We start from the raw sequence: 21,900 nt of genomic DNA on the forward strand, positions 1-21,900 counted from the left end.
GCAAAGTCTATGCACTGACCGTTTTTTTACCAGCCTGCCAGCGCAATGCTGGCGAAATCAGGGCCGCTTGGCATCCTCCTGCCAACCGCCCCCCAAGGCGAGATAAAGGCGGATCAAGGCTTTGCGCCTGTCTAGCAGACTTTGTGCTTCGTCCGTCTCTGCCGACAGTAGCTGGCGCTGGGCGTCGAGCACTTCGAGAAAGCTGGTCGTTCCGGCCTGGAAACGCATCTCCGCCAAGCGCATGGCCTCGCGCGAAGACACTACGCGCCGAGCCTGGATTTCCATGACCTCGGCCGTGGTATCGAAAGCGGTCAGCGCGTTGGCCACCTCGCCCAGCGCGCCGAGAATGGTCTTGCGATAGATCACCACGGCCTGTTCGAGGCGGGCCAGTGCAGCTTCCTGGTTGAAGTAAATGCGTCCGCCGGCAAAGAGCGGTTGCAACAGGTTCGGGCCTACCGAGGCCACGCCCGGTGCCTTCCCGTTAAGAACATCGCTCAGGCTGGTACTGACACCGCCAAAAAGGGCCGTCAACGACAAGTTGGGGAAGAACAGTGCGCGCGCCTCGCCAACCCGTGCATTGGCCGCAATCAGCCCGGCCTCTGCTTGACGGATGTCAGGTCGCCGTTCAAGTAGCGCAGAAGGCAGACCGGGTGGCACGAGATCGGGAATTTCCAGGTCGGCGGGCGCAGCAAAGGTCATGGTGCCTGGCGCTCGGCCAAGCAGGACGGATAGCGCGTTTTCAGTTTCGGCGATTTGCTGGCGCAAAACCGGTATGCGGGCTTCAGTCGCGCCCAGGGCGCTTTTTTGCTGATGCTCCTCCGCCGCCGACGAGATGCCTGCCCTGATCTGTTGCTGAACCAGACGCAGCACATGGCGCTGGTTGTCGGCCGAGCGCTGTGTAACGGCAAGCGTTCGGCGCAAGGCAGCCAATTGGTAATAGTAATCGGCAACGCTGCCGATCAGCGAGGTGTTCAGGCCATGCCGTGCTTCCTTGCTGGCCAGCAGATCGGCTCGCCCGGCCTCGCTGGCTCGACGGTAACGCCCCCAGAGATCGACTTCCCAAGAGATGCCGACACCGCCCAGAAAGGTTGAGGTGAACCGGTCGCCCGGCGCGCGCTCCGTTGCCGAAGTGCTCAGCGACGCTTGAGCCTGGGGAAAGAGCGGTGCGCGGGCGACTCCGGCCAGTGCTTCGGCCTCGCGCACCCGCGCAGCACCCAGCAGGGCGTCCGGGCCGGCTTTCAGGGCTTCTTCAATAAGCTGCTGCAATTGCGGATCGGTAAACACCGAGCGCCAATCCCGCTCGGCAAACGACCGTGTTTCTCCGGCGATTTTCGACGGTGTTTCGCGATAAGCATCCGGCAGTTCGACAACCGGCCGCTGGTAATCCGGGCCAACGGCGCAGCCGGCAAGCAGAAGGAGAGAAAGCGAAGCAGGCAGCAGAAGAGGGCGCATCATGGTTGCGTCTCCGGAGTTGCGTCCGGTTTTCTGGCGAAGCGCGAAACGACGCGCTCCACCGTAACGAAAAGCACCGGCACCATAAAGATGGCGAGCAGCGTCGCCGCTATCATGCCGGCGAACACGGTCACGCCCATTGAGACGCGCGAGGCAGCACCGGCGCCGGAGGCCAGGATGAGCGGGACGACGCCAAGGATGAAGGCAAACGACGTCATGATGATGGGTCTTAGCCGGAGTTTGGCTGCGTAGATGGCCGCATCTGTGGCCGATTCGCCGGCATCGCGTCGCATCTTGGCAAACTCGATAATCAGGATGGCGTTTTTGGCCGCGAGACCGATCAGCAGGACAAGGCCGATCTGGGCATAGATGTTGTTGGTCAACCCGGCCATCCAGAGGCCAAGCATGGCGCCGAAAATGCCGAGTGGCACAGCGAACAGCACGGCGAAAGGCACCGTCCAGCTTTCATACAGCGCGGCGAGGAAAAGAAATACGAAGATGATGGCCATGCCGAAAATCACCGGCGCCTTGCCGGACGATTCCTTCTCCTGCTGGCTGATGCCGGCCCACTCGAATCCATAGCCCTGGGGAAGCACCTCGCGGGCGACTGCTTCCATGGCGGCAATGGCATCGCCGGAACTGTAGCCTGCGGCGGGATCGCCCCCCAGCTCAGCGGTGCGATACAGGTTGTAGCGCTGGATAACGGTCGGCATATTTGTTGGCTGCGAGGTCACCAGCGTCGACAGCGGAACCATGGTGCCATCGCTGCTGCGCACGTGGAAAAGCTGGATTCCCTCGATGTCGCTGCGGTATTCCGGCTCGGCCTGCATCGTGACCTTGTAGGAACGCCCGAAACGGCTGAAGTCATTGATGTTGAGACCACCGAGGAAGGTCTGCAAGGCATTGGTGATGTCCGATACCGGGACGCCGAGTTTTTTGGCCTTTTCGCGATCGACTTCCAGCCGGTAGGCCGGCGTATTGGGGTCGAACTTGGAATAAATATTGCCGATCTCGGGGCGCTTCCTTGCCGCTTCCATGAAACGTTCGGCGACCGCAGCCAGCTCCTGCGGCGTGTTGCCACTGCGATCCTGCAACTTAAAGGAGAATCCCCCCGTGGCATCGAATCCGGGAATTGCCGGCGGGTTGAAGGCGAGAATGGTGGCTTCCGGAAACTTTGAGGCCATGGCGTACACGCTGTCGATGATGCTGCCCAGTTGTTCCGTCGGCTTGCGGCGCTCTTCCCAAGGCTTGAGCTTGACGACAACCAGGGCGCTGTCGGATTGCGGTGCGCCGTTCAGGACATTGAAGCCATTGATCACCAGGCGCTTTTCAACGCCGGGAAGGGCGCCGAGTGCCTCGTCATAGCGGGCGGCAACCACTTCGGTGCGATTGAGCGAAGCGGCCGGAGGCAACTGGATGCTGCTGATAAACCCGCCTTGATCTTCTGGCGGCACGAACCCTCCTGGCACCTTTTTCATCAGGGCGACGGCCGCAAAAATCAGGATGGCAAGCATCGCCAGGGCAAGCAGGCTGCGCCGGATCAGAATCTGCACCCCTTGGCCATAGCCTTCGGTCAGTCGCCCGAAGCGATCATTGAAGGCAGTAAAGAAACGCGCCAGCCGGCCGTCGCGCTTGACTTTGGGTTTGAGCATCAGGCAGCACAGCGCCGGTGTCAGCGACAGGGCAACGAAGGCCGAGAGCATCGTCGATACGGCCACCGTGATCGCAAACTGCTTGTACATGATCCCGGCGATTCCGCCCAGAAAGGCCACCGGGACAAACACCGCGGCAAGAATCATGGCAATGGCAACGACCGGCCCGGAGACTTCCTCCATGGCCTTGATCGTCGCATCGCGCGGGTTCAACCCGTGCTCCATGTGGTGTTCGACAGCCTCGACAACCACAATGGCATCGTCCACCACGATCCCGATGGCCAGTACCATGCCGAACATGGTCAGCGTGTTGATGGTGAAGCCGAGCAGGGTGAACGCAGCAAAGGTGCCCACCAGAGAGACGGGCACCGCCAGCATCGGAATGGCCGTTGCCCGCCAGTTTTGCAGGAAAAGAAAGACCACGACCAGAACCAGAACCAGCGCCTCGGCAAAGGTGCTGACGACCTCCTTCAGCGACGCTTTTACGAAGACCGTGTTGTCCAGCACGGTTTCAATCTTCATGTCTGCCGGAAAGGTTTTTTCCAGTTCCTTGAGCCGGGCATTAATCAAGCCGGCCGTCTCGATGGCACTGGCATCCGGCGTCAGGTTGATCGAGAAAGCCGCTCCGGGCTGGCCGTTGAATCGCGAGAGAAAATTGTAGTATTTGGAGCCGAGTTCAGTGCGGGCAACATCCCTGAGACGGATGAAGGAACCATCCGGCTTGGCGCGGACGATGATGTTCCCGAATTCCTCAGTTTCGGTCAGGCGGCCCCGAAGCTGCACGCTGTACTGGAACTGTTGCGTTTTAGGCGCGGGCAATTGACCGACCTGGCCTGCCGGTGCCTGCGCATTCTGTTCATTCACGGCGTTGTATACATCGGTCGGCGTCAATCCCAACGCTGCCATGCGGTCAGGTTTCAGCCATATGCGCATGCCGTACTCCGAGCCGAAGACCTGGACATTACCCACGCCTTTGATCCGTTTGAGCACGTCGACGATGTTGATCGTCGCATAGTTGGTCAGGAAGAGCTCATCGTAAGACCCCTTTGGCGAAACCAGGGCGACGTACATCAGCACGTCGGGGGTCTGTTTTTGAGTCGTCAGACCGCTGCTGATGACCTCGGCAGGCAGGCGGGCGTTGGCTTGCGACACGCGATTCTGCACCTGCACGGCGGCAATGTCTGCATTGCTGTCCAGGCCAAAGGTAATGTCGAGGTTGTAGCCGCCGTCGCCGGACGAGCTGGAAGTCATGTTGAGCATGCCTTCCACGCCATTCACCTGTTCCTCGATCGGTTGCGCCACGGCCTCCTCGACCACTCCAGCGCTGGCGCCCGGATAAAAGGCGCTGACCCGAACGGTGGGCAGGGTGATCTGCGGGTATTGGGCAATCGGAAGATTGATTCCGGCAATGCAGCCAACCAGTGTCAGAACGATCGCCGTTACAATGGCAAATACCGGACGATTTATGAAAAATCTGGCCATGCTGTTTCCTCAGGAGGCCGACGGCGACTTGCCGGCTGTTTTCACTGCCGATGCGGTAACCGGCTTGACGACACTGCCTGGGCGCGCTTTTTGTACTCCCTCGACGACAATGCGCTCGCCCAGTTTGAGCCCGTCCTCGACTACCCAGAGGTCTCCGATCCGCGGGCCGGTCCGGATGGGGCGCTGTTCGATCTTGTCACCCTCAACGACCACGCTCACGAATTGTTTGTCGAGCATTTCGGTCACGGCTTTTTGGGGTACCAGAATGGCATTGTTGGCGACTTCATAGACGATGCGCACCCGTGCGTTCATGCCGGGCCGCAGCAAGCCGCGCGGATTGGGGAAAACGACGCGCAGCATCAATGTACCCGTCGCCGGATTGAAGGCTCGGTCAACAAAATCGGGGCGCCCCTTCTCCGGATAGATGCTCCCGTCCGCAAGGATGAGATCAATCAGATTTCCCTTCCCCTGACCGGGCTGATTGAGCTGTTTCTGATACTGCAGATAGGCGGCTTCAGAAATGCTGAAATAAGCCACTGCCGGATCAAGCGTCGATACGGTAGCGAGAACACTTTGACCGGCGTTGGCTAGAGCGCCGACTTCAACTTTCTGCATGCCGATCTGGCCGGACACGGGTGAGCGTACTTCAGTATGGGAGCGGTCAAGACGCGCCATTTCCAGTGCTGCCCGGCGGGCTTTGACAATGGCGGCATTCTGTTGCTCGAAGGCTACCGCCTGATCGTAGGTCTGGCGAGGAATCGCCCTATCCGGCAGGAGCGGCTTGTAGCGCTCCACATCCTGGCGGGCCTTTGCCAGCATGGCCTCCGATTCGGCCAGCCTAGCTTGGGCATCGCCGACAGCCGCATCGTAAGCACGCGGGTCAATGACAAAGAGCAGATCGCCTTCCCTGACTTTTTGCCCCGGACGGAATGCCTGCTTGATCACCACACCGGAAACCCGTGGCCGCAGATCGACCTCGCTGTAAGCCTTGATTTCGGAAACCATGTCGACAGTCAGCGGCGTCGTGCGCGGCACGATCTGCTGCACGACGACCTCTGGCAGTGGCGGGGGCGCAGCTTCCTTGGCTTCGCGACAGCCGCTCGTTCCCAGCGCAATTATCAGGGCAATGAAAATGGACTTGTAACGGGCACCAACGGGCGGGATCATCAATTTCTCCAGGTCAGACTCTCTTGCTGCATTATTTATGCGCCTCATGTCGAGTTAATTGGCGTCATCGCCCTGTTGGGGTTGAAACTTGCAGCTCAAGTTTTATACGATTGTAAATTACGAAAATTTCAGTCCAATAACCCCAACGATAATGAGCCCGGCGGAAATGAGGCGCATGCTGGAAACAGCATCTCCAAAAGCAACGATGCCAACGATAAAGGTTCCGGCTGCTCCAATCCCGGTCCAAACGGCATATGCAGTGCCCATCGGAATTGTTCTTTGGGCGAATAGCAATAAGGCGCCGCTCATGATTATGCAAAGAATGGCAAAGGCCACCCATAATACGTGCAGGCCACTGTCCGTCCATCCCAGTTTGAGGCCAATTGGCCAGCCAATTTCAAGCAATCCGGCGATGATGAGAAATGTCCATGCCATTGATGTCTCCTTGGAACACGATTAATAATGATTGGTAGTTTATTTTCACCCGTTGACAATACGGTTGCGTCCGCCATTCCTGGCGTCATAAAGTGCTCTTTCAATTGCTCAACTTGCTTGAGTTTCCTGCATCTGGCCCCGGATCGTTTGGCTGGGTAAACGGGAGGCTGCTTGTAATGAACCCTGTTTCACTCTTCATTGTCTTGGCGCTACCGATGTCCTGCGCCAACTAGGGATAACCCCATGATCGGTCGATATTTCCCGCAAAACACTACAGATGATTTGTGAATACCTTATTTATGGATCATAGATAATCTACCCGCCTCATAGCTGAGGAAAACTGAGAACATCTCCTTGGGTGAGGTCGCAACGGTGACGCCATTGGTGGATTGCCATGCGGACTCAAGTTGCGGGGTTCTGGGGCGGCCCGGTTAGGGCCTGTGCAGACAAACACGCCAGGCCGCCGATCATGTAGAATGGTTCTCATCTTCCTGATTGCACCGGAGCCTTGCATCCATGCGCTGGCGTTTGGGCTTTTTTGCCATTTTCCTGTTCTGCGTCGCTTCGATTGCGTATGCCCTGTATCACCAGTTCTACAACTGGATCATGCCTTGCCTGATGTGCGTTTACGAACGCATGGCCATCGTCGCCGTTGGCGTGTTTGCATTGCTCGCTGCGTTCTGGAACCCGAAAAGTCGCGTCGGGGTCATTGTGGCATGCGATCTGATGCTGACCAGTGCATTGATTGGCGCGGGGGTGACCATACGGCACCTCATGTTGCAGTACGGGCCGCCCGATCCTGCGGCAAGTTGCGATGCGACGCTTCCTTTTCCCATCAATCTGAATGATCCGTTCTGGCCGAAGTGGTTGGGCGCCTTGATTCGTCCCGTGGGCGATTGCAGCCAGGTGGATTTTGTCTTGCTGGGATTGAGCATGCCGGTGTGGGTGCTGCTTGCCTGTCTGGGAGTCGCCGTTGTGACGGCATGGCTGGGTGTCGGGCGCTGGCGGGAAGTTTCTGCGCGGAGATTCTGGAAATGACTCTGACGGAATTGCGCTATATCGTTGCAGTGGCACGTGAAAGGCATTTCGGGAAAGCTGCTGCCAGTTGTTTTGTCTCGCAGCCTACGCTTTCCGTTGCAGTGAAAAAGCTTGAGGATGAACTGGGCGTTGCGCTTTTCGAGCGCTCTGCGGGAGAGGTCACGCTCACGTCGATTGGCGAGCAGATCGTGACGCAGGCGCAGCGCGTGCTGGAAGAGGCACAGGCCGTGAAGCAGATTGCCCAGCAGGGCAAGGATCCGCTGGCCGGCCCCTTGCGACTGGGGGCGATCTATACGATCAGCCCTTATCTCTTGCCCTGGTTGATTCCGCAGCTCAAATTGCGGGCACCGCAGATGCAGGTGCTGCTGGAAGAGAATTACACCGCGCGGCTGGCTGAAATGCTCAAGCAGGGGCAGATTGACCTGGCGGTGCTGGCGGAGCCGTTTGGCGAAGCAGGCATTGAAACCGGAGCGGTGTACGACGAAGACTTTGTCGTGGCTACGCCCAAGGGGCATGCCTGGGCAGATCATGAGCGGATAGACCCGGAATTGCTTTCGCACGAGAACGTGTTGTTGCTGTCTCCCGGCAATTGTTTCCGCGACCAGGTGCTGCAGAGCTGCCCGGACCTCAACCGCGAAAGCCTTCCTCCCGGAAGCTTGCAACGTACCTTGCAGGGAACCTCGCTGACCACCATTCGCCATATGGTCATGGGCGGAATCGGTGTCACCGTATTGCCGGCCACTTCGGTGAACAAGGCCGATGAGCAGTTGCTGGAGATCCGGCCATTTGCCGAGCCTGTTCCCAGCCGCAGGGTGATTCTGGCATGGCGGCGCAATTACCCGCGCATGGCCGCCGTCGATGCTGTGCGTCAAGCCATTCGGCAAAGCGGCATGCCGGCAGTGCGCATGCTGGATTGATGATTTGAATTTTTGCCGTCATACCGGCGCAGGCCGGTATCCAGCAACGCCGCCGTTGCAAACCACTGGACGCCGGCCTGCGCCGGGGTGACGAGTTCAAGCAAATCCTAGTCCAGCAGCTTCTTTGGTTCGATTCCGACGATATAGGCACCCCAGTGTTTGCCATTGATGTAGATGGGAATCGAAAGATCGTTGATGATGTCCCCGGTGTCGCGCGTGTAGGTTTGCAGCAGGTATTGCTCGCTGGTGTTCTTGGCGCGCTTGACCAGCGTGTCGTTGGAGTTGAAGAAACGCTTGTTCCGGCTGTAGACCAAGTCGGTTTCGTAATTGCCGGTTACGGGGCGCGAGAATTCGGTGTGATGCAGCGGCAGGTAACCGTTGACGTCGACGACCAGTGCGTAAATGGCTCCAAGATCTTCGCGGTCCCGGTCGAATTTTGCCTGCAGTTCTCGGGCGAAAGCTGCGTCGTAGGCGGTGTTGAATTTTTGCGGATTGGTGTTGGGAATCGGCTTGTAGTTGCGGTCAAAAACATCGATGCCTTGCTGACGGAGTGCGTCGATCACGGTAGCGGCTTCGTCATGGAAACGCTGTGCAATGCGCAGGACGTTTTCGAATTTTCCCTGGCCGGTCTTGAATAGCGATACCTGGCCGATCATGTTTTCGGTGATGCCGTTCAGCAGTTTGGATGCGGTGACCGACTCGTCCATCTTTTCGATGACGACCCGATTCAGATGGTGGATTTCACAGGCGTTGGTGTGGATTTCGCTGTTGGTTGCCGAGAGTGCTTCCATCGAGGTGTTGATCCGGGCCAGTTGCTCAGCCGTTTTCTCGAAATCGCCCATCATCAGGTTGAAGTCATGGGAGGACTTCTGTACCACTTCGCGGGCAAGTTGCGTGGAATGGTTGATTTCTTCTGATTCCTTGAGGGTTGTCGTCACCTTGCCGGTGATGCCCGTGATATTCCGGGTGATTTCGTTGGCTGCTTCGCTGGTGTGCTGGGCCAGTTTGCGAACTTCGTCGGCCACGACGGCAAAGCCGCGGCCCGATTCGCCGGCGCGTGCGGCTTCGATGGCAGCGTTCAGTGCCAGCAGGTTGGTCTGTTCCGAGATGTCCTTGATGAGAGCCACGATTTCCTTGATGCTGGTCGAATCGCGGTTGAGTTCCTGTACCGTTACCGTGAAGCGGGACAGTTTCTCGCTGGTCTGTGCAATCCGTTCCGTGACGTCCAGCAACTGGTTGTAAGAGGCATGGGCAGTTTCAAGATTGGTTGCTGTGACCCTGGCGATTTCTTTCACGTCGTTGGATACATGCGTGACGTTGGCTGTGATCGTATTGCTGGATTCAAACAGCGTTTCAAAAAGCGTGACCTGGAGCCTGGTTTTTTCCTGAGCATCCTGCAATTTTTGCAGAACGGTGGCCGACTGAAGGGCTGTGTTCACCCCGATCGTTCGCAGGCGACCGATCAAATTCCGCAGGCTTTGCTGGAAGGTGTTGTAGCCTTCTGAAAACTGACGGATCTCGTCGTGGGTTTTGAGCGGCACATCCGCAGAAAGGTCGCAGTGTTCGCGGTCGTTGATCTGGAAGCGGGCGCACAGTTCGTTCAGTGTGGCTACGACGGTCATGCGGATCATGACGATCATGATGACTGTTATGACGGCGGCAACGATGCCCAGACTTGCGAACAGGTAAACGCCCTGATTCAAGGCCGAAGCGACTTGGGTCAGTACCTCCTTGCCGGTACCCGCCTTGGCCAGGATTTGCAGAATGCTGTTCTGTGTCCAGTAAGCAGCTCCTGCGGCAAGGAAGAGCAAGAGCGTCAATGCCAAAAGTCCGGCAGACAATTTCTTCATAATTGAATTGAAGAAACTCTTTTCCAGAAAAAATAAGCCTGATTCAAGTGTTTTCATGGCTATTTCCCTCTGCGTGCCAGTTTGTGGCGTTATAAGTTAATCCTAATTTAGCTTTTGCTGATAATCAATCTCATGCCCAGCAACACAAAGACTCCGCCAGCAAAACGGTCAAGCCACATGCCGGCTCGCGGGCTGCGCATGAAGCACTGTCCGACACGTCCGGCAAAATAACCCAACAGGCAGAAAACCAGGATTGCCTGCAGCGTGAATACGATCCCGAGTTGCGCTGTTTGCCAAGTGATATTGCCGCGGCTTGCATCAACGAATTGCGGTAGGAAGGCAAGGAAAAAGAGAACGACCTTGGGGTTGATGGCATTGGCGATCAGACCCTTGGCAAAAAGTTTGCCCAACGGCTCAATGTTCGGGTTGTCTGCTTGGCCGGCCTCAAAAGTGCTGCCACGGCTTTTGAGTGCCTGGATACCGAGCCAGACAAGGTACAGGCCGCCACAGACTTTGAGCGCGGTAAATGCCCAGAGCGAGGCCGCAATCAAGGCGCTGACCCCGAGTGTGGCGAGAAGGGTATGGCTGAGGCAGCCCAGCGCGCAGCCCAATCCGAAAGTCATGCCCTGCTTGCGTCCGCGTGCAATGCCGAAACTCAGCACCATCAGATTGTCCGGGCCGGGCGAGAGGGTAATCAGCAAGGCTGCGGCCAGGAAGGCCAGGAATTGTTCCGGAGAAAGAAGCATGGTTGGTATTCGGATCGGATTAGGATATTTTTGCCAAGATAACACATTTTATTGTTTTATTTGGCAATTCATCATGAATGACGGTGCGTCGGTGCGATTCATCGGATCGGTATTGGTCGAGGCTTTCTGGCTGGTGGCGGCAGCGGCTTTCTCTGCGACAATCAAACGGTCGATTTCTTCCCATTCGGCATCTGGCTGGGGATCTCAAGCAAAAGCGGCTCACGACGAGCCGCTTTTGCTTGAGCTGCTACAGCTACCGATCAGGCGTCGATCTGCTTGGCGACGAATGCCTTGACCGCTTCGGCGTCGGCCGGGAGGACTTCGCAGCGCTGCGGTTTGTCTTCCAGACCGACAAAGCTGGCGGGGCGATCCGGATTGCGGCCGAGGGCTTCGCGTACGGTGGCTTCGAATTTCACCGGCAGCGCGGTTTCCAGGATTACCATCGGGATGCCGGTTTCGCGCGTGTCCTTGGCGCCCTTGTAGCCGTCGGCGGTGTGGGTGTCGATCATCACGCCGTATTTCTCGAAGACTTCACGGATGCTGACCAGACGGTCAGCGTGCGTGCTCTTGGCGGAGATGAAGCCGAACTGCTCGCGCATGCGGGCGGTGTCTTCTGCGCTCAACTGGAAGCCCGGCCCCTTGTCGACCTGTTTCCACAGATCGGCGAGCTTGCCGGCGTCGCGGCCGACGAGGTCGAACACGAAGCGCTCCAGGTTCGATGCCTTGGTGATGTCCATGCTCGGGCTGGAGGTTTCATAGGTTTGATCCAGACCGCGCGGGCGATAGCTGCCGGTACGGAAGAATTCGTCGAGCACGTCGTTTTCGTTGGTGGCGACCACGAGCTTGCGGATCGGCAGGCCCATCTGGCGGGCGATGTGGCCGGCGCAGACGTTGCCGAAGTTGCCGGACGGCACGACGAAATCGACCGGATCGCCGACGTTCTTCGCGACGGCGAAGTAGCCCTTGAAGTAGTAGACGACTTGCGCCACCACGCGGCCCCAGTTGATCGAATTGACCGCGCCGACCTTGTATTTGGCCTTGAACGCGGCGTCGTTGTTGATCGCCTTCACGATGTCCTGGCAATCGTCGAACATCGAAGTGATGGCGAGGTTGAAGATGTTGGCGTCCATCAGGCTCATCATCTGTGCGCGCTGGAACGGGCTCATCTTGCCGTGCGGGGAGAGCATGAATACGTTCACGCCCTTCTTGCCGCGCATCGCGTATTCGGCAGCCGAACCGGTGTCGCCCGAGGTGGCACCGACGATGTTGATTTCCTGGCCTTCGCGCGCGAGCACGTACTCGAACAGGTTACCGAGCAACTGCATTGCCATGTCCTTGAATGCCAGCGTCGGGCCGTTGGAGAGTTCCTGGATGAAGAGGCCCGGTTCAAGTTCGCGCACCGGGGTGATGTCTTCAAGCTTCGAATCCTTGCGGCCGTTGCAGTAGACCTCGGCGGTATAGGTCTTGTCGATCAGCGCCTTGAGGTCGGCGGCCGGAATGTCGTCCACGAACTGTGAAATGACCTTGAACGCCAGATCGCGGTAGTTGAGCTTGGCCATCTGTGCGAGATCGGCCTGGCTGAACTGCGGGTAGGATTCGGCAATCGTCAGCCCGCCATCGGGGGCCAAGCCGCCGAGCAGGATTTCGCAGAAGGATTTCGGCGGCATCCCGCCGCGGGTGGAGATGTATTTCATGGCATGAGTACCGGTTTCAAAAGTGGATACGGTCGGGCGGATTGGCATGAGGCCATCCGTCGCGATTCAATGCGCGAGAGGCTATTTGGCTTTGCCTTTCGACGCATAAAGTTCTTCGCTCTTTTTCTTCAGCGCTTTTTCCAGACGTTGCTGCTTGATCCCCGGCGCGAGCAGCAGCCATGCGGCCCCCCCAGCCAGGGGCAGGCTGAACGCGGCTTGTTGCCACGGCAAGTATGTGTCCCAGTCGGGGAAGATGTAGAAGCAGAGAATGCCCGCCAGTAGCGCGGCGACGGATTGGGCCAGCGTGTGGTGCCAGACGTGGAAGCATTGCCCGGTTTGGGGGTCGAGCCACGCCAGCAGCAGGCCGTCGTCGCCTTCTTCGAACGCAGCAACGGTCTTGTCGCCCGCCGCAGGCTGGTGCTCGCCCTTGAGGGCAATCTCGGGTAGGTCCTTGCCGTCGAAATTCAGGCGGACGAAGGTCTTGGGCGGGTATTTGTCCTTGGAGAGCTGAACGTTCAGCACTTTCAGTTTGGAGACGGGGCGAATTTGCATGGCGGGTGCGTGTTTATCCGGAATAGACCAAAATTTTGCGGGCTGGCTTTGGAAAAGCCAACCCGCACTACATTACTGCAAATGCTCCAGCCGCAGCTTGACGACCTTGCCGTTGATCGCTTCGAGCGCTTCGATCTTGGTCAGCGCGGTGTTCACGTTCTTTTCTACCGCGAGGTGGGTCAGGATGATGATGTCGGCGCGGTCATCCGGCGCGGGTTTTTGCAGCATCGAATCGATCGAAATGTTGGCATCGGCGAAGATGCGGGTGATCTCGGCCAGTACGCCCGGCTTGTCGGTTGCATTCATACGCAGGTAGTAGCAGGTTTCCACCTCGTCGATCGGCAGGATCGGCAGGTTGGCCATCTTGCTTGGCTGGAAGGCGAGGTGCGGAACGCGGTTTTCCGGGTCGGCAGTGGCCAGACGGGTGATGTCCACGAGGTCGGCAATCACGGAAGATGCAGTCGGCTCGGCGCCGGCGCCGGCGCCGTAGTACAGCGTGGCGCCCACGGCGTCGCCCTTGACCAGCACGGCGTTCATCACGCCGTCGACGTTGGCGATCAGGCGCTTGGCCGGGATCAGCGTCGGGTGCACGCGCAGTTCGATGCCGGCTTCCTTGCGGCGGGTAATGCCGAGCAATTTGATGCGGTAGCCGAGCTCCTGCGCGTAGCGGATGTCCTGGGCTTCGAGCTTGGAGATGCCTTCGAGGTAAGCCTTGTCGAACTGCACCGGGATGCCGAATGCGATGGCGCTCATGATGGTGAGCTTGTGCGCGGCGTCGTGGCCTTCGATGTCGAAGGTCGGGTCGGCTTCGGCGTAACCGAGGCGCTGGGCTTCCTTGAGTACGTCGGCAAAGGCCGCGCCCTTGTCGCGCATTTCGGTCAGGATGAAGTTGCTGGTGCCGTTGATGATGCCGGCTACCCACTCGATCTTGTTGGCGGTCAGGCCTTCGCGCAGCGCCTTGATGATCGGGATGCCGCCGGCCACAGCCGCTTCGAAGGCAACCATCACGCCTTTTTCCTGGGCCTTGGCGAAGATTTCGTTGCCGTATTCGGCGATCAGCTTCTTGTTGGCGGTGACGACGTGCTTACCGTTTTCGATGGCCTTGAGCACGACTTCCTTGGCGATGGTGGTGCCACCGATCAATTCGACCACAATGTCGATATCCGGATTGTTGACCACGTCGAGCGCGTTGTCGGTCAACTTCACGTCCGGGCCGCACAGTTCGCAGGCGCGGTCGAGGTTGCGGTTGGCCGCCATGGTGATGACAATCGGCCGGCCGGCGCGGCGGGCGATTTCTTCCGCGTTGCGTTTCAGGACCACCGCAGTGCCGCCACCGACGACACCCACGCCACACAAACCTACATTGATCGGTTTCATCATTTTTTTACTTCCCTGTCTTGGATTACGCTTGCGCGTAACGTTTTCGATAGCGTTCGAGGAAACGGGCGATGCGGTGCATCACGTCGCTCAGGTCGTCGGAATTGGGCAGGAACACGACGCGTACATGGTCCGGATTCATCCAGTTGAAGCCGGTGCCTTGCACCAGCAGCACGCGCTCTTCCTCCAGGAGTTCCAGTACGAACTGCTGGTCGTCCTTGATCGGATACATCTTCGGATCGAAGCGCGGGAACATGTACAGCGCGCCCTTCGGCTTCACACAGGTTACGCCCGGCATGGCGATGAGCGCCTCGTAGGCGATGTCGCGCTGGCGCGCGAGCCGCCCGCCCGGCTTCACGAGATCGTCGATCGACTGGTAGCCGCCCAGCGCGGTCTGGATGCCGTATTGCGCCGGCACGTTGGAGCACAGGCGCATCGACGAGAGAATGTTCAGCCCCTCAATGTAATCCTGGGCGCTGCGTTTGTTGCCGGAAACGATCATCCAGCCGGCGCGGTAGCCGCAGGCGCGGTAGTTCTTCGAGAGCCCGTTGAAGGTGAGGAACAGCACGTCGTCGGCGAGCGAGGCCATCGAGGTGTGCGTGTTGCCGTCGTACAGCACTTTGTCGTAGATCTCGTCCGAACAGACGATGAGGTTGTGCTGACGCGCGATCTCGATGATTTCCTTGAGCACGTCGTCCGGGTAGAGCGCACCGGTCGGGTTGTTCGGGTTGATGACGACAATCGCCTTGGTCTTGTCGGTGACCTTGGCGCGGATGTCGTCGAGCGCCGGCAGCCAGCCGTTGGCTTCGTCGCAAAGGTAATGACGCGCCTTGCCGCCGGACAGATTCACGGCAGCGGTCCAGAGCGGATAATCCGGCGCGGGAACCAGCACTTCGTCGCCGTTGTTCAAGAGGGCCTGCATTGCCATCACGATCAGTTCGGAAGCGCCGTTGCCGATGTAGATGTCTTCGACCGTGACATCGGCAATCTTCTTTTCCTGCGTGTAGTGCATGATCGCCTTGCGCGCGGGGAAGATGCCCTTGGAATCCACGTACGCCGCCGCAACGGCCATGTTGCGGATGATGTCCTGGGTGATTTCTTCCGGCGCATCGAAACCGAACACCTGCGGATTGCCAGTGTTGAGCTTGATGATGCGGTGGCCTTCTTCTTCCATCTGCTTGGCGCGTTCCAGCACCGGCCCGCGAATGTCGTAGCAGACGTTATGCAACTTGTGCGATTTGTGGATCATGTGTTCCATGATGCGCCCTGCGCCTTTGGCGGCTTTTTGTTAGGGGAACCCCGTATTCTAGCGAATCTTGGCGCGGTGCAAACCACCAATCGAGTAGTTTTAATGGGGTAACAGATTAAAATATGCAAAATCGCATGAGCAGAGAGATCACATGAAACTGGTCCAGGAAAAAAACACCCATCTCAACCAGTTCACCGGCTACGGCGAGGACTGGGTCGGCGTGAACGGGGAAAAGCGGTACGGTAGCCTGATCGTGACTGCCGTAGCAGTCGATCTCTGGCGCCCCGCTGGTTTCGGCGATCTTTTGCGCGAGGATTTCGCAGTGGTCGTGGATTACCGGCCCGAAGTCGTGCTGCTTGGCACCGGCAGCCGCAATCGTTTTCCGCTGCCCGCGTTGTACCGCGACCTGACCGATGCAGGAATCGGCATCGAGATCATGGACACCGGCGCGGTTTGCCGGACTTTCAATGCGTTGGCTGGGGATGGCAGGAGCGTGGTGGCGCTGGTGCTGTTCGGTTGATTTTGGTGGGTTGCCGTCCGGCTGTAATATGCCGGAGAGCGGGATGGACAGGTTGTTGAAATAACCTATGTTGCAAGGGTGATCCTCAACAGGTGAACCGCCATGAACCGTTTCCTGCGCATGAGCATTCCTTCCCAGGTGATTGTCCTGACCGCCAGCGTGCTGCTGCTGGCGTTCGTTGCCCTGATTGCCTACGTGGCTGTTTCGCTGACCCGTTCTTCGTTGCATTCGGCGGAAAGCGAACTGGCCCAGACCCTGAAAGTGGTCAATCGTTCGCTCGATTTGATGTACCAGTCCGCGTTGACGCGGGCGGATCGGGAAAGCAAAGCGTTTGCTTCCATGCTGGGCGGCATGCCGGCCCGCAAGGCGGGTAACGTCCAGTTGCCGGCGGAAATCGCTTCTGTTCCGGTGTTGGGAACGCCCTCCCAGACCCTGACCGGCAATGTCGAGCTTCTTCAAAGGTTTTTCAAGGAAACCGGCGTGGAAGCCGCATTGATCCAGAACGTCAACGGCAAGATGGTGCGCACGGCCACCCTGCTCAAGGATGCCAGTGGCAAGCCCATGCTGGGTACGGTCATCGCTGATACCGATCCCGTGACCAAGGCGACGCTGGCCAAGCAACCTTATGGCGGCATTACCTTCCGCAACGGCAAATTCAATGTCAGTCGTACCATCCCCATCATTGAGAACGATCAGGTACTGGGCGCTCTTTCCGTGCGGGTTGTTCTCGATCAGGAGCTGAAGCAGCTCGCCGACGAACTGGCCAAGATAAAGATCGGCGAAACTGGCTATATCTACGCCTTTTCCCAGGAGCCTGGCGAAGCGGTTGCCCGGTTTGCCATCCATCCCAAGCTGGCCGGCAAAAACATGAAGGAATTGGCCGACGGCGACTTGACCGCTTTCGTGAAGCAGGCCATCGGGCAGAAAGAAGGCGTGGTTCGCATGAAGCGGGCCGATGCCGGTTCTCCGGTTCAGGATCGGCTCGATTACATCCTGGTAAACGACAACTGGAAGTGGACCATTGGTGGCGGTGCGCCGGTCGGCGAAATCACTGCGGTCGGCCGGCAAGTGCGCAATGCCATGATTGCAGGGTGTGTTCTGGCATCGTTGCTGACCGTGCTGGTGATCTATTTCGTGGTGCGCCGGCGCCTGCAACCGCTGGAAGTCGTCGTTGCCAAGGTGCAGCGGCTGGGGGCGGGGGATTTGACCGTCCGGGTCGACAGTGTTCGCGACGAAACGCACAACGAGGTTGATCTTCTGGGGCGTGAAATCAACGCCATGACCGACCGGCTGGCATCGCTGGTACGCCAGATCAACGATATCGTGCACCGCCTCAACAAATCCGCACAGGAGCTCAGTACTTCCGCTCATCACATCGCGGTCAGCTCGAGCAACCAGAGCGAATCGGCTTCGGCCATTGCAGCTTCGGTCGAGGAATGGACGGTCAGCATTACGCATGTGGCCGATTCGGCCGAACAGGCGCGCGACATGGGCAGCAATGCACGCAATGCCGCCAATAGTGCGCATGAATCGGTCAACAACACGATCGGGGAAATGAAAAACATCGCCAGTGAGTTGGCGGTGTCAGCCGCCGCCATTCTTGAACTGGGTGCGAGGTCGAACGAGATTTCGAGCATCGTGCAGGTGATCAAGGACATTGCCGAGCAGACCAATCTGCTGGCGCTGAACGCAGCGATTGAAGCTGCGCGCGCCGGCGAGCAAGGGCGCGGTTTTGCCGTGGTGGCCGATGAAGTACGCAAGCTGGCAGAGCGCACCGGGCATTCGACGCAGGAAATTACCCGGATGATCACCGATATCCAGTCCCAGACATCCACCGCTGCGCAGCGCATCAGCAGCGTGAACGACTTGATGAAGGGCGGGGTTCAGCACGTCGAAGAAGCGGGCGTGGCCTTGACTGAAATTGCACAAAAAACCGGCGAAGCCGTCCATGCCGTGAGCGAGATTGCCGAGTCGACTCGCGAGCAATCGGCGGCTACGCAGACGGTGGCGCGCAGCGTCGAAACCATCGCACAGATGGCCGAAGAAAATTCCAGCGCCAGTCACTCCAATGAGGCTTCCGCCGCCAAATTGCTTGAGCTGGCGGGAGAGCTGGAAAGCAGTGTGGCGATGCTCAAGGCTTGAGTTTTTCCAATCGACACGGGCATCAAAAACGACAGGGCACAAGCCGGAATGGCTTATGCCCTGTTTGCCATGGGCGCAGCCCGTGTTATTTGACGACGCTGATTGTCGTGATCCTGTAACCGGTATTGCTGTTTTCCAGCGTGAACTTCACCTTCTGCCCCGTTGCCAAGCCCTTGGCGAGCTCCGGCTTGGCCAGCTTGAAGGGCATGGTCATGGCCGGCCATTGCAGGCTGGGGATCGGATCGTGTTTCAGCGTGACCGAAGCGGCCTTGGCGTCCACGGACTGGACGACACCCGTGCCTTCGGCCGACTGGGGCTGGGCGGCGTAGACCGGGGCGGCGAGGGCGGCGGAGAGGAGGGTTGCTTGCAGCCAGTGTTTCATTTTGAAGCTCCTTTGCTTGAGTAAAATAGACAACAACTCACCACAGAGTCACAGAGCCACAGAGGAGGCGAGAAAACATGTGTTTTCTCTGTGCCTCCGTGTCTCTGTGGTTAAAAAATTTGCAAATCAGTCTTTCAAATTCCGCCCCTTGACCCAGGAATAGATCGCCGGGATCACCAGGAGGGTGAGGATCGTCGAGGACACCATGCCGCCGACCATCGGAGCGGCGATGCGGCGCATTACTTCCGAGCCGGTGCCGCTGCTCCACATGATCGGCAACAGCCCGGCCATGATTGCGACGACCGTCATCATCTTCGGGCGCACGCGCTCGACCGCGCCTTCGATGATCGCGGCATACAGGTCTGCAGCGCCGGCTGACGCGCCTTCCCGTTCGCGTTGCTTGCGGATGGCTTCCCAGGCGTGGTCGAGGTAGATCAGCATCACCACGCCGGTTTCCGCCGCGACGCCGGCGAGCGCGATGAAACCCACGCCGACCGCGACCGAGAGGTTGTAGCCGAGCGCCCACAGCAGCCACACCCCGCCCACCAGCGCGAACGGCACCGAGAGCATCACGATCAGGCTTTCGGTCATGCGCCGGAAGTTGAGGTAGAGCAGCAAGAAGATGATCGCGAGCGTGGCCGGAACCACGATCTTGAGCTTTTCCTTGGCGCGTTCCATGTACTCGAACTGGCCGCTCCACACCGCGTAATAGCCGGGCGTGAACTTTACCTGGCTGTTCACGACCCGGCGGGCTTCGTCCACGTAGCTGCCGATGTCGCGGTCGCGGATGTCCACGTAGATGTAGGCCGAAAGCAGGCCGTTCTCGGTGCGGATGCCGGGCGTACCTTTCTCGATGCGGATGTCGGCGAGCTGGCCGAGCGGGATCATCGCCGCGCCACCCATGGTCGGGACCAGCACTTCGCGGGCGACGGCGTCCGGATCGTGGCGCAGTTCGCGCGGGTAGCGCACCGATACGCCGAAGCGCTCGCGTCCTTCCACGGTGGTGGTGACCATTTCGCCGCCGAGCGCCGTAGCAATCACGTCCTGCACGTCGGAAACCAGCAGGCCATAGCGCGCGAGCTTGGCGCGGTCGGGCTCGATGGTCAGGTAGAAGCCGCCGGTGAGGCGTTCGGCAAACGCGCTGGTGGTGCCGGGAACGGTCTTGACCACGGCTTCGATGTCGCGCGCGGTGCGTTCGATCTCGGCCAGATCGCGCCCGAATACCTTGATGCCGATTGGCGTGCGGATGCCGGTCGAGAGCATGTCGAGCCGCGCCTTGATCGGCATGGTCCAGGCGTTCGAAACGCCCGGAATCTGCACGGCTTTATCCAGCTCGGCGATCAGCTTGTCCATGGTCATGCCTAGCCGCCATTCCTTCTCTGGCTTGAGATTGACCACCGTTTCGAACATTTCCAGTGGTGCCGGGTCGGTGGCCGAATTGGCACGGCCGGCCTTGCCGAACACCGAGGCGACTTCCGGGAAGCTCTTGATGATCTTGTCCTGCGTCTGCATCACCTCGGCTGCCTTGGTCACCGACATCCCCGGTAACGAGGCTGGCATATAGAGCAGCGTACCTTCGTTGAGCACCGGCATGAACTCGCTGCCGAGTTTTGAGTACGGCCACCAGCTGATAGCCAACACCAGAACAGCCAGGGCAATGGTGGCCTTTTCCCAGCGCAGAACTGCAGTAATGAAGGGCCGGTAGGCCCAGATCAGGAAGCGGTTCACCGGGTTCTTGTGCTCAGGCATGATCTTGCCGCGCACGAAGAGCAGCATCAGCACCGGTACCAGCGTGACCGACAGGATCGCCGCACCCGCCATCGAGAAGGTCTTGGTGAATGCCAGCGGCGAGAACATGCGGCCTTCCTGCGATTCCAGCGTGAACACCGGCAGGAACGAGACGGTGATGATCAAGAGCGAGAAGAACAACGCCGGGCCGACTTCGCGGCAGGCTTCGAACATGATCTTGGCCCGGTCGGCATCCGGCGGCGCGCGCTCGATATGCTTGTGCGCGTTTTCGATCATCACGATGGCCGCATCGACCATCGCGCCAACGGCAATGGCCACACCGCCCAGGCTCATGATGTTGGCGCTGACGTTCAGCGCGCGCATGCAGATAAAGGCAAACAGCACGCCCAGCGGCAATGTCAGGATCGCGACCAGCGCGCTCCTCGCATGCAGCAGGAACACCCCGCAGACCAGCGCCACGATCAGGCTTTCCTCAAGCAGCGTACCTTTGAGGTTTTCGATGGCGCGATGAATCAGTTCAGAGCGGTCATACACGGGAACGATGGATAATCCCTCGGGCAACGCGGCCTTGAGTTCGGTCAGCCGCGCTTTTACATTGTGGATGACCTCAAGTGCGTTTTCGCCCACCCGCGACATCACGATGCCGCCGACTACTTCGCCTTCGCCGTTGAGCTCGGCAATGCCGCGCCGCTCGTCCGGGCCGATTTCCACGCGCGCCACGTCTTGCAGCAGGATCGGTGTGCCCTCTTTGGCTTTCAGTACGATCTGGCGCAGGTCGTCCGCGCCGCGCAGATAGCCCTTGCCACGCACCATGTACTCGGTTTCGGCCAGCTCGATCACGCGCCCGCCGACATCCTGGTTGCTGCGACGGATCGCCTCGTTGACCTGCATCAGGGGAATGCCGTAGGCGCGCAGCTTCACCGGATCGACCGTGACTTGGTACTGCTTCACGAAGCCGCCGATGCCGGCGACCTCGGCCACGCCCTGCGCCTTGGTGAGCTGATAGCGCAGGAACCAGTCCTGCACCGTGCGCTGCTCGGCCAGATCCTGTTTCTGGGACATCAGTGCGTACTGGTAAACCCAGCCCACGCCGGTCGCATCCGGGCCGAGGCTTGGCGTGACCCCCTTGGGCAGTTTGCCGGCGGCGGTGTTCAGGTATTCCAGCACCCGCGAACGTGCCCAGTAAAGATCGACGTTATCTTCAAAGATCACATAGACAAACGAAGCACCGAAGAACGAGAAGCCGCGCACGACCTTGGCCTTCGGCACCGAGAGCATCGCGGTGACGAGCGGGTAGGTGACTTGGTCCTCGACCACCTGCGGCCCCTGGCCGCTGTATTCGCTGTAGACGATGACCTGCGTGTCCGAGAGATCGGGCAGGGCGTCGAGCGGTGTCTTGTGTATTGCCCAAGTTCCGGCCAATACCAGCACCGCGGTCAGCAGAAGCACCAGAAAGCGGTTCTTCAGCGACCAGTCGATGATTTTCTCCAACATGG

16 protein-coding genes are annotated in these 21,900 nt (G+C 59.1%); 4 read left to right on the top strand and 12 right to left on the bottom strand.

From position 1 onward, the window contains the following. Nucleotides 1–57 precede the first annotated feature (57 nt). From BMZ36_RS00530 to BMZ36_RS00545, 4 genes are all read right to left on the bottom strand, one after another. A complete protein-coding gene (locus BMZ36_RS00530; protein ID WP_091189604.1) occupies nucleotides 58–1,455 on the bottom strand; it encodes an efflux transporter outer membrane subunit in 1,398 nt (465 codons plus the stop codon). Continuing rightward, nucleotides 1,452–4,586 (bottom strand): efflux RND transporter permease subunit, encoded by a 3,135-nt coding sequence (locus tag BMZ36_RS00535; protein ID WP_091189607.1) that lies wholly within the window; start codon nucleotides 4,584–4,586, stop codon nucleotides 1,452–1,454. Before BMZ36_RS00535 ends, BMZ36_RS00530 begins: the two co-directional genes overlap by 4 nt. Before the next feature lie 9 nt (nucleotides 4,587–4,595). Then, nucleotides 4,596–5,753: an efflux RND transporter periplasmic adaptor subunit gene (locus BMZ36_RS00540; protein ID WP_177187712.1), complete on the bottom strand. Its 1,158-nt coding sequence runs from the start codon at nucleotides 5,751–5,753 to the stop codon at nucleotides 4,596–4,598. Between the two features lie 117 nt (nucleotides 5,754–5,870). Continuing rightward, the gene (locus tag BMZ36_RS00545; protein WP_091189615.1) at nucleotides 5,871–6,188 is read right to left on the bottom strand and encodes a DMT family transporter; all 318 of its coding nucleotides are present in this window, start codon (nucleotides 6,186–6,188) and stop codon (nucleotides 5,871–5,873) included. Between the two features lie 516 nt (nucleotides 6,189–6,704). On the opposite strand from BMZ36_RS00545, the gene BMZ36_RS00550 reads away from it, so the two are divergent. Both BMZ36_RS00550 and BMZ36_RS00555 read left to right on the top strand, forming a co-directional pair. Then, complete coding sequence (locus BMZ36_RS00550; RefSeq protein ID WP_091189618.1) at nucleotides 6,705–7,226, top strand: disulfide bond formation protein B; 522 nt, start codon at nucleotides 6,705–6,707, stop codon at nucleotides 7,224–7,226. Further along, nucleotides 7,223–8,143 carry a LysR substrate-binding domain-containing protein gene (locus BMZ36_RS00555; protein WP_091189622.1) on the top strand — a complete coding sequence of 307 codons (921 nt, stop codon included), beginning with the start codon at nucleotides 7,223–7,225 and terminating at the stop codon, nucleotides 8,141–8,143. The genes BMZ36_RS00550 and BMZ36_RS00555 overlap by 4 nt, the downstream gene beginning before the upstream one ends. Before the next feature lie 107 nt (nucleotides 8,144–8,250). Here BMZ36_RS00555 and BMZ36_RS00560 read toward each other — a convergent pair whose 3' ends face one another. From BMZ36_RS00560 to BMZ36_RS00585, 6 genes are all read right to left on the bottom strand, one after another. Then, nucleotides 8,251–10,050: a methyl-accepting chemotaxis protein gene (locus BMZ36_RS00560; protein ID WP_091189624.1), complete on the bottom strand. Its 1,800-nt coding sequence runs from the start codon at nucleotides 10,048–10,050 to the stop codon at nucleotides 8,251–8,253. A gap of 50 nt (nucleotides 10,051–10,100) precedes the next feature. Next, a complete protein-coding gene (locus BMZ36_RS00565; protein WP_091189626.1) occupies nucleotides 10,101–10,739 on the bottom strand; it encodes a LysE family translocator in 639 nt (212 codons plus the stop codon). Between the two features lie 260 nt (nucleotides 10,740–10,999). Beyond that, nucleotides 11,000–12,433, bottom strand: coding sequence for a threonine synthase (gene thrC, locus BMZ36_RS00570; RefSeq protein WP_091189978.1), 1,434 nt, complete (start codon nucleotides 12,431–12,433; stop codon nucleotides 11,000–11,002). A gap of 81 nt (nucleotides 12,434–12,514) precedes the next feature. Further along, on the bottom strand, nucleotides 12,515–12,985 hold the full coding sequence (locus tag BMZ36_RS00575) for a hypothetical protein (protein WP_091189629.1): 471 nt from the start codon (nucleotides 12,983–12,985) through the stop codon (nucleotides 12,515–12,517). Between the two features lie 72 nt (nucleotides 12,986–13,057). Then, nucleotides 13,058–14,362: a homoserine dehydrogenase gene (locus BMZ36_RS00580; protein ID WP_091189981.1), complete on the bottom strand. Its 1,305-nt coding sequence runs from the start codon at nucleotides 14,360–14,362 to the stop codon at nucleotides 13,058–13,060. 25 nt (nucleotides 14,363–14,387) lie between these two features. Next, nucleotides 14,388–15,620 (bottom strand): pyridoxal phosphate-dependent aminotransferase, encoded by a 1,233-nt coding sequence (locus BMZ36_RS00585; RefSeq protein WP_091189632.1) that lies wholly within the window; start codon nucleotides 15,618–15,620, stop codon nucleotides 14,388–14,390. 142 nt (nucleotides 15,621–15,762) lie between these two features. Here BMZ36_RS00585 and BMZ36_RS00590 point away from each other — a divergent pair, with 142 nt between their 5' ends. Together BMZ36_RS00590 and BMZ36_RS00595 are read left to right on the top strand one after the other, a co-directional pair. After that, nucleotides 15,763–16,131, top strand: a complete 369-nt coding sequence (locus BMZ36_RS00590) for an Mth938-like domain-containing protein (RefSeq protein ID WP_091189635.1) — start codon at nucleotides 15,763–15,765, stop codon at nucleotides 16,129–16,131. 102 nt (nucleotides 16,132–16,233) lie between these two features. Further along, entirely contained in the window at nucleotides 16,234–18,273 is a 2,040-nt protein-coding gene (locus BMZ36_RS00595) for a methyl-accepting chemotaxis protein (protein WP_091189638.1), read from the top strand. An 85-nt stretch (nucleotides 18,274–18,358) separates the two neighbouring features. On the opposite strand, the gene BMZ36_RS00600 is transcribed toward BMZ36_RS00595, so the two are convergent. Beyond that, the gene (locus BMZ36_RS00600; RefSeq protein ID WP_091189641.1) at nucleotides 18,359–18,655 is read right to left on the bottom strand and encodes a copper-binding protein; all 297 of its coding nucleotides are present in this window, start codon (nucleotides 18,653–18,655) and stop codon (nucleotides 18,359–18,361) included. 126 nt (nucleotides 18,656–18,781) lie between these two features. Further along, nucleotides 18,782–21,898 (bottom strand): efflux RND transporter permease subunit, encoded by a 3,117-nt coding sequence (locus BMZ36_RS00605; protein ID WP_091189645.1) that lies wholly within the window; start codon nucleotides 21,896–21,898, stop codon nucleotides 18,782–18,784. Nucleotides 21,899–21,900 lie beyond the last annotated feature (2 nt).

Origin of the sequence: Formivibrio citricus, from assembly GCF_900115065.1 — a bacterium.
GTDB lineage: Bacteria > Pseudomonadota > Gammaproteobacteria > Burkholderiales > Chitinibacteraceae > Formivibrio > Formivibrio citricus.

Bases quoted from the DNA above. Each gene is read 5' to 3' on its own strand.
- BMZ36_RS00530 (WP_091189604.1), bottom strand. From the start codon at position 1,455: ATGATGCGCCCTCTTCTGCTGCCTGCTTCGCTTTCTCTCCTTCTGCTT.
- BMZ36_RS00535 (WP_091189607.1), bottom strand. From the start codon at position 4,586: ATGGCCAGATTTTTCATAAATCGTCCGGTATTTGCCATTGTAACGGCG.
- BMZ36_RS00540 (WP_177187712.1), bottom strand. From the start codon at position 5,753: ATGATCCCGCCCGTTGGTGCCCGTTACAAGTCCATTTTCATTGCCCTG.
- BMZ36_RS00545 (WP_091189615.1), bottom strand. From the start codon at position 6,188: ATGGCATGGACATTTCTCATCATCGCCGGATTGCTTGAAATTGGCTGG.
- BMZ36_RS00550 (WP_091189618.1), top strand. From the start codon at position 6,705: ATGCGCTGGCGTTTGGGCTTTTTTGCCATTTTCCTGTTCTGCGTCGCT.
- BMZ36_RS00555 (WP_091189622.1), top strand. From the start codon at position 7,223: ATGACTCTGACGGAATTGCGCTATATCGTTGCAGTGGCACGTGAAAGG.
- BMZ36_RS00560 (WP_091189624.1), bottom strand. From the start codon at position 10,050: ATGAAAACACTTGAATCAGGCTTATTTTTTCTGGAAAAGAGTTTCTTC.
- BMZ36_RS00565 (WP_091189626.1), bottom strand. From the start codon at position 10,739: ATGCTTCTTTCTCCGGAACAATTCCTGGCCTTCCTGGCCGCAGCCTTG.
- thrC (WP_091189978.1), bottom strand. From the start codon at position 12,433: ATGAAATACATCTCCACCCGCGGCGGGATGCCGCCGAAATCCTTCTGC.
- BMZ36_RS00575 (WP_091189629.1), bottom strand. From the start codon at position 12,985: ATGCAAATTCGCCCCGTCTCCAAACTGAAAGTGCTGAACGTTCAGCTC.
- BMZ36_RS00580 (WP_091189981.1), bottom strand. From the start codon at position 14,362: ATGAAACCGATCAATGTAGGTTTGTGTGGCGTGGGTGTCGTCGGTGGC.
- BMZ36_RS00585 (WP_091189632.1), bottom strand. From the start codon at position 15,620: ATGGAACACATGATCCACAAATCGCACAAGTTGCATAACGTCTGCTAC.
- BMZ36_RS00590 (WP_091189635.1), top strand. From the start codon at position 15,763: ATGAAACTGGTCCAGGAAAAAAACACCCATCTCAACCAGTTCACCGGC.
- BMZ36_RS00595 (WP_091189638.1), top strand. From the start codon at position 16,234: ATGAACCGTTTCCTGCGCATGAGCATTCCTTCCCAGGTGATTGTCCTG.
- BMZ36_RS00600 (WP_091189641.1), bottom strand. From the start codon at position 18,655: ATGAAACACTGGCTGCAAGCAACCCTCCTCTCCGCCGCCCTCGCCGCC.
- BMZ36_RS00605 (WP_091189645.1), bottom strand. From the start codon at position 21,898: ATGTTGGAGAAAATCATCGACTGGTCGCTGAAGAACCGCTTTCTGGTG.